This window comes from Nitrosospira sp. Nsp2, from assembly GCF_003050965.1.
Lineage (GTDB): Bacteria > Pseudomonadota > Gammaproteobacteria > Burkholderiales > Nitrosomonadaceae > Nitrosospira.
Genome location: NZ_QAOU01000001.1, coordinates 173,007 through 189,271, shown reverse-complemented (window position 1 = coordinate 189,271; position 16,265 = coordinate 173,007). Strand labels below are relative to the sequence as shown.

Genomic DNA, 16,265 nt, shown 5'->3' with positions numbered 1-16,265 from the left:
TCTGGCTCCAAATGCGGGAATAACACGTCCGCCAGCCATGAAAGACCGAAAAAAACCCTCTTTGCAGGCCTTTTCCAGGTGGACTGTACCTCAACCTCTGGTACAATTGTACTGCTGTGCTTAATTAGAGCTTGTGCACAGCTTCTCTGTATTTCCCCTCGCAGTACGAGCGCTTGTTCTACAACGCTCATCCTTTTAACTTCGCACGTCGAAATAAACTGGAGCTTTACTTATGTCTCAAGTCAACGCCTATGAGCAGTATATGCTTGAACTCATCAACGCTGATCGCGCTAAAGTTGGCGCGCAGCCTCTTGCTTCCGACAGTGACCTGAATGAGTCGGCTGAAAACCATAGTGCCTGGATGATCTCGACAGACACGTTCTCCCACACTGGCGCAGGCGGATCCGATCCCGGCGCCCGCATCAAGGCCGCTGGGTACTCCCCTAGCGGCTGGGCTGAAAATATCGCCTGGATGAGCACCCGTTCGCCCGCGGGCCTGCAAAATGAAGTGGAGCAATTACACACTAACCTGATGAATTCGCCCGGACATCGTGCCAACCTGTTGAATGATAGCTACCGCGAAATAGGGGTAGGGTTCGAGGTTGGACAATACCGTACCTACGAGGCCGCGTTCGTTACGCAAAACTTCGGCCGTAGCGGATCGAATTCTTTTGTGACCGGCGTTGCCATTGGCGATTCGGATGGCGACAAGCGGTACGACATCGGTGAAGGGCTGGGAAATATCACGGTCAGCGCAAAAAACAATGCGACCAACGCCGTCACGACGACCACCACGAATGGCGCGGGGGGCTATGAACTGTCGCTCGCGGCCGGAAGCTACACGGTCAATTTTTCCGGCAGCGGAGTTGCCACCACCAAACAGGTCAGTCTTGGCAGCAAGAATATAAAGCTGGATCTCGTCAATGCCGGGAGCGGCAACGGCACACCAACCACGCCCGACGAGCCAACGACCCCAACAACCCCTACCATCCCTACAACCCCTACAACCCCTACAACCCCTACAACCCCTACAACCCCTACAACCCCTACAACCCCAACGATACCCGGGTCCAGCACAATCTCCGGTACGGCAGGACGCGACACTCTGGATGGGACCTCCGGTAACGACGTGATCGCGGGCCTCGAGGGCAGCGACAGGCTCTACGGTGAAGCCGGAGACGACAAACTCGACGGCGGTAGCGGGCGTGACAGGCTGTATGGCGATTCCGGCAACGACAGCATTAATGGTGGCAGCGGCAACGATACATTGTGGGGTAACGCGGGAACAGACACCTTGACCGGTGGAACGGGTCAAGATGCGTTCGTGTTCAATGCCTCCTTCGTCGGAGCGGTAGATACGATCACGGACTACTCAACCAGTGAGGACATGATCTACCTGGAGAACGGCATCTTTACCAGTCTGCGCAGCGGTGACCTGAGTGCATCAGCCTTTCATATTGGTACTGCAGCGCACGACGCCACGGATCGGATAATATACGACGCGGATACCGGCGGACTGTATTACGATGCCGACGGCACAGGTGGCGCGGCCGCCCAGCAGTTCGCCCAACTGACGGCTGAAATTAATCTTAGCGACGCGGATTTCTACGTTATCTGATCAAAGTGGAACTGGAGGTTTGAGTAATCCACCAAACGGTTCCCTACGACAGTAACGCCGCCAGTCTGCCCGGGAAAACGCCGGGGCGAGATGAAGTTTGCGATCTTCGCTCCGGCCATTCCAAATTAAAAACCACCCTCGGGTGGTTTTTTTTGTGCACAAGCGAAAACATTACGGCGCGACGCCCACAGATAGCATCCGGCCAGCAGGGCTCGCGATGCGAGCGGTGAAGGCCTTATAGAGCAGCGGGCGCGAGCGCAGATCAGCCACGAAGGCGATCGCCCAATACTTCTGGATGAGGCCACCCGTGTAGCAGAATTGTAATAGGACGCTTCTACAATTCCTGGTTGGCGTTCGACTAAGCAAGCCTGGATACCGAGGGGAGGTAAAAATGAATTTCGCAAATGATGAGTGGAGCAAAACAGAGGAAGAGGAAGAAGGAGAGGTAGAAGAGGAGGTAGAAGCGGCAGAAGAGAGCAAAATAAGCAAGGAGCAAGACGACGACGAAGATGAGGATGACGAAGAGGTATGGGCGGGTGTGTGACAGCCCTTCCTGCCGCTGAGATGCAACGGCAGCTCGCTACCGTTGCATTTTGTTTTCCTCTAATTTTATTACTTCGCGGATATCTTTCTGCGAGGCGCTACCGCTCCCAGCAGACCCAAACCCGCCACCAACATGGCGTAGGTTTCCGGCTCAGGCACGGCGGAGATCATGATGGTGCTGTCCGCCAGGCTATCCGGGTGCTGGACATTCACATACGCGACATTGGAATTGAATTTGTCGAAATAAAGACCCGTGGGTTCGGCCCCAATCGTGGACATGGAGGCCCAACGTCCCAAGGAGTCGGCCACGCCATCGTTCCCGGTATCGCGGGCAAACCAGATGTCAGCGACTCCACCGGGCTGGTCCTCGACAATATAGATATTGCCAGCGCCATCTATTGCCAAGTTATCCGGGCTGGTCAGCGTCGTGCCGACTGCCACGCCCGTAGCCTCATCGGTCGTGCCGCGACTCGCGAACAGGTTCACCTGGTTGGAAGCCAAATTGATGGAGTAGATCTCATTCGTCGTGGTGGTCGCGACAAATATCATTTGATCCCCATTGGCCAGGGGTTTGATCTCCATATCCTCGGGCCGCTGGTAGTCGGTTCCCTTCACCGCGTCGGCTGTTAACCGCCCATCAATGCTGCCGTCGGCGTTGATGACGGATACCCCGGCAAGGGCTCCGCCAGAGGTATTGGTTATCGGCGCCCAAGTGACTGCACCTACAGCGTTGGCATTACCACCGCCATTGACCAGCATGCCGAACGTCTGTCCGGCCGCAAAGTAGTCGTTACCGCTGGTGGCATTCGGATTAGCAGAGACGTATTTGTAGATACTGCCGCCATTCAGCTCATCGATGAAGTAGAGGCTGTTGTTCTTGTCGAAAACCAGGCCTTCATGCGATACATGCGGCAGGATGGATCGGCTTACAAAATTCGCGTCGCTCGTGCCGGTCGCGGTCACGGGGTTGGTCACTTCAAACAGACGACCCTTTGTGCTACCGCCCCCCCAGGATTCTTCGGCGGTCAAGAGCCCGCCCCAGGGCGCCCAGCGGGAGGCGTCACCTGAAACAAAGCCCTGCGTGCCCGGCGCAACGATGGTCTTCGTTAGCCCTGTCATTAAATCGGTACGATGCACCCCGGCCATCGAGGTTTCAAATGGGCTAAAGAGGTAACGGCCGGCGTTAGGGCCAGTTTCATTCGCGGTGATCATATCCCAGCTACCCGTGTTGGCTTCGCCGAGGCCAAGCTGGGTGGTGCGATCGGCGATACGGACCTGCGAGAAATTAGGCGCGGATAACTGGAACGGGGCCGACTCTGGCAATGAGCCCGGCGGCACACTGCTCGCTAACGGAGTGAAATTGTCGAAAGAAGTCGGCGCGGCCGTGCCTTCCGTGGCTTGCATCATCCCGGCCATAACCACAAGTGCTCCTGGAACAAGAATGCTCGTTTTTTTACGTTTAAACATGGTAACTCCCCAATTGAGTTAAGAAATAGCTTTGGTCACGTACCCCAACCGCTGTGCGGCTGTTTGCGGCTTTTCCGGCTTGTTGTGGCTATCTGAGCATATTTTGAAGAAAACTGCGCCATGCCGATTTCCTGCACCGCCGTGAGCCGGGTAGCTTAGCCTTGCGGGTACGGGGAAAAATATAACTCGTGGATATGACGACAGAGGCTTCGCGGATCAACGCTGCCATAGGCCATTTGGTACAGGTAGCGGTCCAGCTGTCAGCCTATGCTGTGAATCAAGGCGCGACGAGGTATAAGAGGCCGGTTTTATCGGGCTTTCCCCTGATGCTCGCCCGGCGCGACCGGCAACTTGCCGTCGGCACTCTCCTCGTCTAGACTGAAATGTCATCACTAAAGATCGAATCATGGATCTCATCAGACTACCCCAGACCGAACCCAGCCCGGGCCAGCCTTTGGAACGGCTGCTCGCCCAGCGCCGTTGTGAGCGAAAATATGCGCGTCGCTCAGTAACCCTGGCCAACGCGACTAGCCTGCTATGGGCGGCGCAGGGCGTTAGCAACGCGGATGATTTGCGCACTGCCCCGTCGGCCGGAGCACTCCATCCCATGGAAATTTACCTGGCGGCGGGCGACGTGAACGAACTTCTACCCGGCATCTACCGCTATCTGCCCATTGACGGCGCAATAAGAAGCGTGGCGGAGGGCGACCGCAGGGCCGCGCTGGCTGCTGGGGCGCTGGGCCAGGCCTGGCTGGCAGATGCAGCCCTGATCCTCATCATCGCCGCCAACTACGAGCACAGCACCTGGAAACATGGCCGTCGCGGCATCAGGTACGTGCACATGGAGGCAGGGCATGTGGCCCAAAACGTCCTGCTCATGGCGGCCACCCTGGATCTCCGCGCGGCTGTGGTGGGAGCCTTCGACGACAAGCGCGTAGCCTCGGTTACAGAACTCGCCGGGGATCAGACACCCCTTTATCTCTTGCCGGTGGGTTATCCGCGTAACTGACGAGTTTGCATTGCTTTGGTGCAAAGGACCCTGCCGCGCCTCAACCCTTGGTGGAGTGCTACCGAGGAGCTAGGCGCTAGAGATGCGGAAGCCAGCGGCAGTGGCCAGCGGCGCGCCAGCGATCATGGAGCAGCCTCGAACGCCGCCGTCTTTGACGACTGGAGAGACAGATATGAAGACGGCAGAGTTGCTGACGCAGCGTTTGGGGCTCGTCTATCGGTGGTACCAAGGCATGGTCAATCCGGATACCGCAATGTTTGAGTACCTCTACCTCCCCCAGGCCAACGACTTCGTCCGCGAGAAATCCCCCATCCGGGACATTGCCACTGTGTGGGACGTGGAAGTGCTCAGCGATTTCCTGAACAGGCATGAACTTCGACCACTGATCGAGAAGTCGCTGCGGCACTACGGTGATTACCTCGTGGAACACGGCGAGTACCTGATCCTCGACCCCCGCGGCCTGGAGGAGCCTTCGTGCATCGCCCACAGCGCCTTCATGACCCTGGCGCTGCTGCATGCCCCGTCGCCGCGCAGGACGCAGGAAGTCGCCGCCCTCGCCGGGGGAATACTCCGGCAGCAGAGGCCGAACGGCTCGTATAAAGTGTACTTCCGCGACCTGCCCGACCATGGAGAGGAACTGTACGCCGGCGAGGCCATGCTCGCCCTTCTGGAAACGTACCGGCAGTTACAGGACACGCGGTACCTCCAAAGCGTGGAACGCGCCTTTTCCTATTATGATGCGCATTACTTCGGACGCGCGCTCGTAACGGAGGACATGCTGGTCTTCTTCGCCAACTGGCAATCCCAAGCCTGCCGCCTCTTGTTCGAGTGTACTCAGAGCGCTGGTATCAAACAGGACGTTGCCTACTACGTCCGCCGCATGCACGACCAGATCATCAAGCGGGGCTTCTACGAAAACGTCGAGCGCGACCCAGCCGCGCAAGTGTCGGTGGAAGTGGCCTGCGCGCTGGAGGGCCTCAACGACACCTATGCGCTCACACGCACCTCAAATGATGAGCGCGCCGAACGCTACCGGCAGTGCATCTGCACCGGTCTGGCATACCTGCTCAGGCTGCAATGCACCCACGACGGCACGGAAAGAGAACGCGGCGGCTTCGGCCTCACGTTACATAATCGCACGCAGCGGATCGACATCACCGGCCATGCCGCGAGCGCCTTCATGAAGAGCATGGAGAACGGGATCGAATGCTCGTTGCCAGCCCCCTGAACATTCCCAATCATTTACCTTCACTAGACATTCCTGATGTTTCGCGCGACCATGTTATGGTTCGCTCATTCTGAGCATCCAGTGCTACCATTTCGAAGTTTGATACATTCACGAATCCTCCCGAAACCCCGACAGTAACTTTCCTTTACCCTTACATTTAGCAACACGTGACAGTACAGACAAACACGCCCAGTGGGGAAACTTCACCCATCCGGCTAGTAATTCACGGCGGCGCCGGCACTATCACGCGCGCCCGGCTGAAAGCGGAACGCGAACACGCTTATACGCAGGTACTTGAGCAGTCGCTAACCGCTGGCTATTCAGTGCTTGCAGCGGGCGGCAGCAGCATCGATGCCGTAATTGCAGCGATCGTCGTAATGGAGGATTCGCCTTTATTCAATGCCGGCAAGGGCGCGGTATTCAGTAATGCCGGCCGCATCGAACTGGATGCATCAATCATGGACGGTTCCACGCTCATGGCCGGTTCCGTTGCCGGGGTCACGACGATACGCAACCCCATCCGTGCCGCCCACGCCGTGATGACGCAAAGCCCGCACGTGATGCTGATAGGCCACGGTGCCGACGCCTTCGCTGCCGAGAAGGGCCTAGAGATCGTCGATCCTTCCTATTTCCACACCGAGTTCCGCTGGAATCAGTTGCAAAAAGCCATCACTCAGGAACGCCTCCTCCAAGACCATGACGCGCTTTCGGACACGCCCCAGCCCGACGCGGACGAAAAGACGGATAAAAAGCGCGGAACAGTCGGTGCCGTGGCGCTGGATCGCCGGGGAAATCTCGCGGCCGGCACCTCGACCGGCGGGCTCACGAACAAGCGCTTCGGACGGGTAGGAGACTCGCCGATCATCGGCGCCGGAACCTATGCGGACAACCGCTCGGTTGCGGTATCCGCCACCGGCAGCGGAGAAATGTTCATCCGTACCTGTGCGGCCTTCAACACAGCGGCACAGATGCGGCTGCTGCACCTTCCGATCATCGAGGCGGCGGATAACGCGCTGGCGGAAGTCGCCGCTATTGGCGGCGATGGCGGTCTCATCGTGCTCGATGCAAAAGGCAATTATGCAATGCGTTTCAACACCAGAGGCATGTTCCGCGGCACGATCGGCAGCGACGGCATCGCGCGGGTGGAGATTTTCGAATGAGCTACTACCCAGGATGAAAAAGCAGAGTTTAGGCCGGAGCTCGTCAAAAAAAAACGAAACACCTTCAACAGCTTTTGTATAGTAGAGCCACAAACTGAAGATAGATTCATCGCCACTTTATTCGGACTGGAATGCCACCTTTGGGTCGCAGGGTTACCGCCATTTCAACCTCGACTTCATCCTTGTCGAGCAACTGTAAATCGCAGCGCTGAACTATCATGCTTAACAAAAGCTGGGCTTCCAGTAATGCAAAATGACTAGCGATACAGCTTCGCTCCCCTGTCCCGAAAGGCATAAACGAGAACCTCCGATTCTCGGGTATTAAAAACCGTTGGGGGTCAAACTGCTCGGATTGCGGCCAAAACTCGGCGTGATGATGAAGATTGAAAATACTGAATATTGCGGGTCTTCCGGCCTTTAAAAAATAACCATCGACCTCGGTATCCTTATTAACCTTACGCAGCAGAATGCCGGCAGGGGGACGGAGGCGCATCGATTCGTTGAGTATCGCTCTGGCATAAACAAGCTGCTGCAAATCTTCTGCATTCGGTATTTTTCCTTGCAGCAATCCATCCAGTTCCTCATGCAGTTTGGCGAGAACATCGGGATGCCGGGCCAGCAAATATAGGGTCCAGCTCAATAAATTTGCGGTGGTTTCATGCCCTGCGCTGAAAATGGTGATAACTTCATCACGAATCTGCCTGTCAGTCATCTTTTCACCACTGCTGTCATCGCGTGCTTTTAACAGCATATCCAATAAGTCATTTTGCGCCGATGATGTCTTGCGGCGTTGTTCGATGATTCCGTAAATGACGTCATCAATTATTCCCAATGCCTCTCTGAATTTTCGATTGGCCGGCGTTGGTACATACAACGGGAGAGTCAAAGGACTCACGATGGTTTTAGCGGCATACCTCAGCAAAGTATCCAAAGATGGAGCGATACGTTCAATTTTGTCGAGCACACTGGTGCTGAACATGGTCTGGGTGATGACTTCTAACGTAAGCTTCGTCATTTCACTAGAGAGGTTAACCTGTGCACCACCACCTAGTTGCCGCCATCGATCCAACATATTATTGCCAGCGGTGGCGATTTGCGGCAGCAGCGAGGTTATGTTGCTTCTCTGAAAAACCCCCTGCATTAACCGCCGTTGTCTTTGCCACAAATCTCCCTGACTTGTTATTAATCCCTGACCTAAAATCAATGCCAGACCTGTTGGTTTGTCAGGATTGTAGATTTTTACAAAAACATCTCTTTGCTTGATCAAGGCTTGTTCGATCAGTTTTGGGTGACTGAATAAATAAAATTGGCGGGTAGCTAACCTGAAGCTGACCAGATCACCATAATCTCGCTGCCAGTCACAAAGCGCTTGAAACGGATTCGCAATCATCTGGCTTAAATTGCCCAGCAGAAAATCGCCTTTGACCTGTGGAACTGTTTTGTTATGTGGCATCGTCAATACAGTTGGAAATTTCAAGACGGTTTCATTAGCATTCAATTCAGCGTATGCATCAATCAGATGCAATAAGCCAAACAAAAGCCAACTCACTGTCGGTTCTTGTCCAGTTCTCGCTATTCTGCTGCCCTTCAGCGGCAAATTAGTATAGCCGACATTGAAAGCCATCAAGCCTCGGCAAGTGCTTGGATACCAAAAGACGCAAAGGCGCCAGTGGAAGCTTGTTTTCGAACCGTGATAATGTTGAAGAAGAGAATGGGGCTTAGCTAGCCGGCAATGTCGGTTTTCGAACACGAGCAGTTGTAATTCCAGGGGAATAAAAGTAACGCGTAGCAGAGATCCGGTAACAGGAAGTACTGAAGGGCGGCGACTAAACCGGACCAGCTTTGAAGTTCCTTCTTGAATCGGGGGGCACACTGGCCAGTATTATTGGCAGGGTTACCCTCTGAGAGCTGAAAGGATAGGTAATGTACGCACATCTTCGGCAGGTGCTGGTTTTATGCGTTGGCTGTGTTATTTCGTCTGCCGGCTACGCAGATGAACGGCGAACAACGTCATGGCTGCATGAAGTCAAGCTCGGGGTGCTGCACCACGATACCAGTAGTTTGTGGAGCGGCTTCCGCCGCGAAAGCGGGGTGGATGTTAATCTCGAAGCGCTTTTTTCGCCTCAGATAAAAATTCTTGGAGGGGCCATTCGTCCCGCCTTTGGCGGCTCGGTGAATACGGCTGGCGACACCTCCAAGCTCTACGCGGGCCTTCGTTGGCAATATGAACACATCAGCGGAATATTCCTCGGTGTGGGACTGGGCGGTGCGGTTCATAACGGCGATCTTCACTTACAGCACAACGACAGGAAGGCTCTCGGGTCAAGGGTTCTGTTTCATATACCGATTGAAATTGGATATCGTTTCGACGGCAAAAGTGCGTTATCGGCATACTTCGATCATATCTCCAACGCTTACCTTGCTGACGCCAACGAGGGCATGGATACCTTGGGCGTACGGTATGGCTACCGCTTCTGACGCGCCACCTTTACTTTAAATCGCGCGCCCCGGAAATGATTACCCTCCCCTCGCGGAACATGCGCCGGAAATAGCGCCCGGCCAGTACTTTTTCTACCCGCGCATTAATCACAGTTTTCTCTTTGCAGCGGCCTCATTCGGGATGCGATAGTCCGAGGCGATATGCGCAGATCTGTGTTTCTACCAGCCGGCATGTGAAGCATAAGCGGGCACCTGCCCGGACTGATGTCGTATTGCCGAGGAGTGCCGCCGCCAATTCATCCAGTGCCACGATTATCTACGCCTTAAGCACGGACGCAATCCTTGCATCTTCCGGATTGTCCAAAGCATTCGCCCATAACTGGAACTCTGCCTTTGACATTTGAATTCCATCATCTAATCTGAGTAGTGGACTCTTCAGTACTTTAAACGCCATCTGCCGGAGCACACAATGATAATTAACAATTGCTTCAAAGTCCGCAGCCTCATCCTGGCCGCAGCCGCTGGTTTAAGTCTGGTTCTTGCCCTACCCGCGCACGCTACTGCACTGAAAATTCTCCAGCGCTTTGATTCAACGAATTCAGTGTTATTCCTGCAAAATGACTGGAACCCGGCAAATGGAACTACGTACTGGGGACCTATTGCTGTGTCCCAAAGCACAGATCCTGGCCCTACCGACTTCACTGGCGCAAACGTTGCAGGAAGCTTTTCCGTTGGGGCGGATCTTTGGGAGACCGTTTCGATAAAAAGCGCTGCCGGGAAACAGTTCAATCTGCAGGGAACTCAGGAAATACAGCTTGTCGCCCGCCCGGGGTATATGACTAGCAGGCCATATGTCAGTGTCGTGTTGCGCCTGACCATGCAGGACGGTAGCATCTGGGACCAGCCCAAAGTGCTCGCAAACAATGTGTGGCAAACAGCAGCGTTTCCCGTTAAGGAAGGCTCCTTTACCCTTGCTGAGTGGGGGCCGCCGGGAGTGTTCGACCTTGGCAAGGTTACCTCATGGGAAGTTATCCTGGTAGACCTGCCTCCTGGCAATAACCACTACATCAACTTTCATACCCTCTACATGAAGGGAAACTATGAAACGCCAGGAAGCGCGGCAGAGCCATTCGCAGTAGAGTTTTCCTCTGGAGACGGGAGCGTTCTGTTCCGCCAGGCTGACTGGAACCCAGCAGATGGCGATACCGACTGGTTATATCATGTACGCACGCACCAACATTACTACAATCCATTTGGATATGTGAGGGCGGTTTACCGCTCGCAAGGGGATCCATGGGAAACCGTATCCTTGCGTAGGGAAGCACAGACACACTTCGACCTGACCGCCAGCGGCGGGGGGCAAATAGTAGCTTTAGTGAATGCCGACCAGAATTTCGATCCGAACGCATTGGTGATGAGCCTGACCATGCAGGATGGGAGCGTCTGGCAACAGGGAACGCGACTGGATGTGGTTAGTAAGAATGCCTTAAGCCACTTTACGCCTGCGGGCGATATCGTGCTGCCATACAGGTTTTCGCTTAATCCCCAAGGAAAAGGCTGGGCGCGGGCAGCCTGGGGGCCAACAGGTAACTTCGACCTCAGCGGGATCAAAGCATGGGAACTGTCGTTCAATAATCTTGGGGAAGGGGAAAAATCCGTCTTGCTGAGCAGCATTGGCATCATGGAGGCTTCTTTAGTAAAAGCGGACAACACGTTTGGAGCCACCGGCCAGGCGCAATGGCTACAGCGCGGCTTTGCTTCTGACGGAGTGATTGCAGACATTAGTTCAGACGGCTTCGGAAATAGCCTTTACATTGCGTCGGAAACTCCGGTGAACGGGCTGGGGCTGGGCTTCAACCTTGAGATCACCAATAGCTATGTAAACTCCTCCCCGGATGCGGTTATCTTCAAGCTGACCACAAGTGATGGAAAAGTCTGGCAGCAAAGCTTTGGTCTGCCCGAAGCTGGACGATCAATACGCAGGATTTATATTTCTTGCCCGTCCCCTTGGACAATGGTGCGCCCTGACCCGGATGATTCTCGCTGCAAGTATATATTGGGTGCGTTTTACGGGATGAGCTCTGCCGTTACGAAATGGGAAGTAATTCTACACAGACCGCCTGCCGGCGAGCACAAAGTGGGGGTTAACCTTCTCTCCACAGTTCAATAAGCGGTAGCTGTGAGACAGCCTTTAACGTCACGTGCACCGTGACCTACTGAAGATCCCGAAGAAGGAAGGGCCCTGCAATGCAAACACGATATCACCCCGGAACAATTCTCAAACCCATCATTAACTTAATAAAAAGACTGACGGTTTATAAGGTGTGTCTGACCAAACAGGGAAAAAACGTAATTCAACTGCTCGTAGCTGCAGGCATCACTCTGCTGACGGCAAGTGCAGGTTTTGCTGAGGCTATGTTTCCGTCTAATTTATCGAATAAAAGAGGCTCTTCCACGTCGCAGCCCTTGGAAGTTCTTGGTGTAAAAGATCAGCAAGGCTCAGATGATAATTTTGACAAATATATAGAATTCAATAGTGACCAAGATGTATACGTAGGAGACTTCAGGTTCAACCTGCCAGCCATGCCTGACAAGGTGATACAGAAATTAATATTGCATGCCAACTATCGGGGACCGAAAACTTCCTTTCAGAAATGGGAATTTGAATTACTTGATGTTAAAACCGGCAAATGGGTTTATATCGCAGACAATCGCGATGTAGCCGACTGGTACTGGAGTAATATCACCGCAACAATAATGGACCCCAGCCAATTCATCAGCGCGCGAAACCAGATAACGTTACGCTACATGGCAAAAAGTAAAGGGGACAATAGCCAGCTCGACTTCGTTGCGTTCGAAATAAAAAGTGTAGGATCCAATCGGCCTGTAGATGCGTCAGGAACAGGTAGTGATCGGGGAAGCCATGGAAACCGCTGGCAACCGGCTCCTGGGTTAAAGTGGCAAATTCAATATACTGATCCGCTCGATACGTCTTTGAACGTCGATGTTTATAACATCGACCTGTTTGATACCAGTGCGGCGGTTATCTCAGCACTGCGATCAAAGGGCAAGCATGTCATCTGTTATTTTAGCGCGGGTAGCTATGAAGACTGGCGTCCGGATAGCCGCGCATTTCCAGCCCCGGTTCTCGGCCGGAATCTCGATGGCTGGCCGGGTGAGAGATGGCTCGATGTGCGCAAACTGGATGTTCTGATTCCCATCATGCGGGCTCGCATGGAACAAGCCGCTAAAAAAGGTTGCGACGGTGTCGATCCTGATAATGTTGACGGCTATAGTAACAATACGGGCTTTCCTCTCAGCTACAATGATCAGCTGGTTTTTAATATAGCCCTTGCCGACGCAGCACATGATCTTGGACTTGCTATAGGTTTGAAAAATAATCTTGAACAAATCAAGCATCTTGTAAATTATTTCGACTTTGCTGTGAATGAACAATGCTTCCAGGACGGTGAATGCAACGCGCTCAAACCATTTGTTGATGTCGGGAAAGCTGTTTTTGGAATTGAATATCATCTCTCAAACAGGAGTTTTTGCCCCCAAGCAAATACAATGAATTTCGATTTTCTAACGAAGAATTTGTCCCTCGATGCGAAAAGGGTGCCCTGCAGGTGACGTCATCCCCAAAAACTGGGGTAGTTTTAAATTAGAGTAAAGGCGCATCTGGCTCCCCTATTGAAGGAGTTTCAAGGGATGACAAGATCCCGGATGCGTCGCGACAGGCAGAAGCCGGCGCGCCCGTGATGGATGTGTGCCGCAGCCTTGGCATATCCGAAGCGACATTCGACAGCTGGAAGAAGAAGTACTGCGAAGTTGTTCAATGAATCATCGATATGTGCAAGGTGAGCGTTGAACGGGCGTGTCGGCTAGGCAATTTCTCACGCGGCGGTTGGTACCACAAGAGTACGGCGTTACGACGCGACGATAATGATCACAGACCCCACGGTTCGCTCGAAAAGCTGACCCAACCGAATACGATAAATCCAACCAGGTGAGACTGCTAGAGGCGGCTAGATTCTATTTTTGAATCCCAGCAGAATTGGGGGACATCAGAAGCGGCCCGACTATAGTTTCAAACTATCCGGTTTTCGGGGGCAACGTCAAGGGCTCCTTAAACTCAAAACATTAAGTGTCCACGAAAAAGAGCTAACTCCAAACCTCCACCCTGACCTTGCTTATCGACATAAGCTTCGGGAGACTATCAACCAATCTGAAAAATACTTATTTGATGGTGTACTTAAGTCTAATTGTTAGCTCAGGTATAAGGTTTATAATTAAAGCGGCATTCGTTCCGCTTTAATTTGCGGCATTTTGAACGACATTCCTACTCTCAGGGTTTAAAACTATGCTTTCTGCAACTGTCGAAGCGTTGCTAGAAGTTCCAGAAATAGAGTGTGTTGAAGGAGCGGCGCTGTGGGATGAGGTCGTTCGAGCCGTGCTTGCTGAGTATCTATCAGAGGCCCAAGACTACCCGTGGATCATCGGTTTCTCGGGCGGGAAAGATTCGACCGTTGTCGCACAAGCCGTGTTCGAGGCGCTTCTGCAGGTATCCCCTTCACAGCGAAAGCGCGAGGTGCATGTGATCTCAAACGACACACAGGTCGAGAGTCCCCTGATTATAGCCCACCTTGTCAAGGTACAGGAGGCGATGAAGGAAATGGCCCAGGCCTTGCGACTACCTGTGCACGTGAAGACTACGAGGCCTGCACCTGACAAGACTTTCTGGACATTACTGATTGGGAAGGGCTACCCCAGCCCAAATCAGACCATGCGTTGGTGCACAGACCGCCTCAAGATACAACCCACAAGTCGTTACATCTTAGATAATGTCTCCGCGCATGGTGCGGCCATCGTCATTCTGGGCGTTCGCCTCGATGAAAGCGATTCTCGCCGAAATTCGATAAACAAGTTCAAGAATCTCGAGGGTTCGACCCTAACCCCACACAGGGAATTGCCAGGTGCCTTCATCTATCGTCCGATAATGCATCTTATGATTGATGATGTGTGGGAGGTTCTGGGACAGAGCCAACCTCCATGGGGCGGGACTCACCGAGACCTCATCCAGCTCTATCGCGACGCAGAAGGGGGCGAATGTCCAGTGGTATTGAGTAGGGATGAAGCACCCGGTTGCGGCACAGCCAACAGCCGTTTCGGGTGCTGGACCTGTACAGTGGTTGAAAAGGATAAAAGTCTCCAAGGCTTTGTCGATGCCGGAAGGCACAAGTTTTCTGCATTGATCGAGTTTAGACAGTGGCTGCGAGATATTCGAAACGATCCGCGATATCGGTCTATTGAGCGCAGAAATCGTGGAATTTGTTTTAATGCGAGAGGTGAGCAACTTCAACATGTTCCCGGACCATTTACAATTCAGGCGCGAAAAATGATCTTGGACCGATTGCTCGCCACCCAGGAAATTTATGGTGATCCGCTAATATCCGCGGATGAAATAGAGAGAATACAAGCTATTTGGGCCGAGGAAATAAGCAAACCGATAACAAAAAGAGGATTAGAAAAATGACTGATGTGTTCTTGGGCGATCTACCCCTATGGTCGGATATTGATGCACGTGCTCTATTGGAAGAGCTTTGTGCTAAACATTGTGTTCCTTTCGACGTGCTGGAACCGTAAGCTTCCCCCTCAAGTAGACAGTTCAGAAGTAGAATTCTTCCCTGTGAGCAATTGCTCACGGAACACAGCCGGGGGCAGGCTTCCCAGCGCGTCATGGGGTCGTTCTTCGTTATAGCTTTGTAGCCACTGATGCGTGATTTCTCGCACCTCATCCAGTGACGTAAATAACCAATTGTTGAGGACTTCCGTCCGATATGATCGGTTGAAACGCTCGATGAAAGCATTTTGATTCGGCTTGCCCGGCTGGATGAAACGCAGTTCAATGCCCTTGTCCTGGCACCAATCGGCCAAGTACTGCGAGGTCAGTTCCGGGCCATTGTCGAGCCGTATCGCTTTGGGCAACCCACGCCAAACCTCAAGCTGCTGTAATGTTCGCACGACGCGTTGCGCGGGCAGACTGGTATCGATCTCGATAGCTAACGCCTCTCGTACGCTTTCATCCAGAATATTCAATGTGCGGAATCGACGTCCCTGGTAGAGACTGTCGCTCATGAAGTCCAGCGACCAGACTTCATTGGGCAGCTGCGGTGCGTCCAGCGGCTGCATTGGTCTGATCAATCGTTTCTTCGTACGACGCGGCAGATTGAGCTTCATGGCGCAATACACCCGCCAGACTCGCTTGTGGTTCCAATGATGACCTTTAAGCCGCAGCCGGTGATGGCATTTCCAAAATCCCCAACGGCCATGCCTGGCAACAATCGCATTGAGCGCCTCAATCACCGGCGCATCCCGCACTGCAAGCTTGTTCTCGTCCCGGTAATACGCCGCCCGTGACAGGTTCACCAATTGGCAGGATTGTCTGATCGACAGCTTCTGATCACCCGCCAAACGCAAAACCACATCCCGGCGCTCAGACGGCGCTATAGCTTTTTTAATACCGCCTTGATCGCTTCATTCTCCAGCGCAAGATTCGCATACATGCGCTTGAGCTGACTATTTTCCGCTTCCAGCTCCTTCACCCGTACCAACTCGGAAACCTCAAGCCCACCATACTTGGCTTTCCACTTATAGTAGGTTGCCGAACTGATCCCGTGCTTGCGCCATATCTCGTTGACCGCAACGCCACCGTCCGCTTCCTTCAGAATCCCAACAATCTGGCTTTCCGTAAAACGTGATTTCTTCATTTGAACCTCCAGGCAAAATCCTGCCAGAAAG

The 16,265-nt window shown here is 53.4% G+C and carries 12 protein-coding genes and 2 pseudogenes; 11 read left to right on the top strand and 3 right to left on the bottom strand.

The window, feature by feature from the left end; all coding sequences use genetic code 11:
• Positions 1–232 precede the first annotated feature (232 nt).
• A complete protein-coding gene (locus C8R31_RS00825) occupies positions 233–1,618 on the top strand; it encodes a CAP domain-containing protein (protein WP_107692194.1) in 1,386 nt (461 codons plus the stop codon).
• 391 nt (positions 1,619–2,009) lie between these two features.
• On the top strand, positions 2,010–2,162 hold the full coding sequence (locus tag C8R31_RS15895; protein WP_181320326.1) for a hypothetical protein: 153 nt from the start codon (positions 2,010–2,012) through the stop codon (positions 2,160–2,162).
• A 68-nt stretch (positions 2,163–2,230) separates the two neighbouring features.
• Here C8R31_RS15895 and C8R31_RS00820 read toward each other — a convergent pair whose 3' ends face one another.
• Positions 2,231–3,628, bottom strand: a complete 1,398-nt coding sequence (locus tag C8R31_RS00820) for an alkaline phosphatase PhoX (RefSeq protein ID WP_107692193.1) — start codon at positions 3,626–3,628, stop codon at positions 2,231–2,233.
• A 188-nt stretch (positions 3,629–3,816) separates the two neighbouring features.
• On the opposite strand from C8R31_RS00820, the gene C8R31_RS00815 reads away from it, so the two are divergent.
• The 4 genes from C8R31_RS00815 to C8R31_RS00800 all read left to right on the top strand — a co-directional run bounded on the left by C8R31_RS00815 (position 3,817) and on the right by C8R31_RS00800 (position 7,025).
• Complete coding sequence (locus tag C8R31_RS00815) at positions 3,817–4,005, top strand: hypothetical protein (protein ID WP_146164517.1); 189 nt, start codon at positions 3,817–3,819, stop codon at positions 4,003–4,005.
• Between the two features lie 29 nt (positions 4,006–4,034).
• Positions 4,035–4,637, top strand: a complete 603-nt coding sequence (locus C8R31_RS00810) for a SagB/ThcOx family dehydrogenase (protein ID WP_107692191.1) — start codon at positions 4,035–4,037, stop codon at positions 4,635–4,637.
• A gap of 172 nt (positions 4,638–4,809) precedes the next feature.
• Positions 4,810–5,865, top strand: coding sequence for a hypothetical protein (locus C8R31_RS00805; RefSeq protein ID WP_107692190.1), 1,056 nt, complete (start codon positions 4,810–4,812; stop codon positions 5,863–5,865).
• Positions 5,866–6,032: 167 nt separating this feature from the next.
• Entirely contained in the window at positions 6,033–7,025 is a 993-nt protein-coding gene (locus C8R31_RS00800; protein ID WP_107692189.1) for an isoaspartyl peptidase/L-asparaginase family protein, read from the top strand.
• A 106-nt stretch (positions 7,026–7,131) separates the two neighbouring features.
• Here C8R31_RS00800 and C8R31_RS00795 read toward each other — a convergent pair whose 3' ends face one another.
• The gene (locus tag C8R31_RS00795; RefSeq protein WP_258192472.1) at positions 7,132–8,649 is read right to left on the bottom strand and encodes a cytochrome P450; all 1,518 of its coding nucleotides are present in this window, start codon (positions 8,647–8,649) and stop codon (positions 7,132–7,134) included.
• A gap of 299 nt (positions 8,650–8,948) precedes the next feature.
• Between C8R31_RS00795 and C8R31_RS00790 the strand changes: the two genes are divergently transcribed.
• From C8R31_RS00790 to dndC, 5 genes and pseudogenes are all read left to right on the top strand, one after another.
• Entirely contained in the window at positions 8,949–9,503 is a 555-nt protein-coding gene (locus tag C8R31_RS00790) for an acyloxyacyl hydrolase (RefSeq protein WP_107692188.1), read from the top strand.
• A 430-nt stretch (positions 9,504–9,933) separates the two neighbouring features.
• Complete coding sequence (locus tag C8R31_RS00785; RefSeq protein ID WP_107692187.1) at positions 9,934–11,634, top strand: hypothetical protein; 1,701 nt, start codon at positions 9,934–9,936, stop codon at positions 11,632–11,634.
• Between the two features lie 77 nt (positions 11,635–11,711).
• Positions 11,712–13,097 carry an endo alpha-1,4 polygalactosaminidase gene (locus C8R31_RS16130; protein WP_219907418.1) on the top strand — a complete coding sequence of 462 codons (1,386 nt, stop codon included), beginning with the start codon at positions 11,712–11,714 and terminating at the stop codon, positions 13,095–13,097.
• Between the two features lie 59 nt (positions 13,098–13,156).
• Positions 13,157–13,288: pseudogene (locus C8R31_RS16685) on the top strand (transposase); the annotation flags it as partial.
• 539 nt (positions 13,289–13,827) lie between these two features.
• Positions 13,828–15,000, top strand: a complete 1,173-nt coding sequence (gene dndC, locus C8R31_RS00770) for a DNA phosphorothioation system sulfurtransferase DndC (protein ID WP_107692185.1) — start codon at positions 13,828–13,830, stop codon at positions 14,998–15,000.
• Positions 15,001–15,119: 119 nt separating this feature from the next.
• Here dndC and C8R31_RS00765 read toward each other — a convergent pair.
• A pseudogene (locus C8R31_RS00765) lies at positions 15,120–16,234 on the bottom strand (IS3 family transposase).
• Positions 16,235–16,265 lie beyond the last annotated feature (31 nt).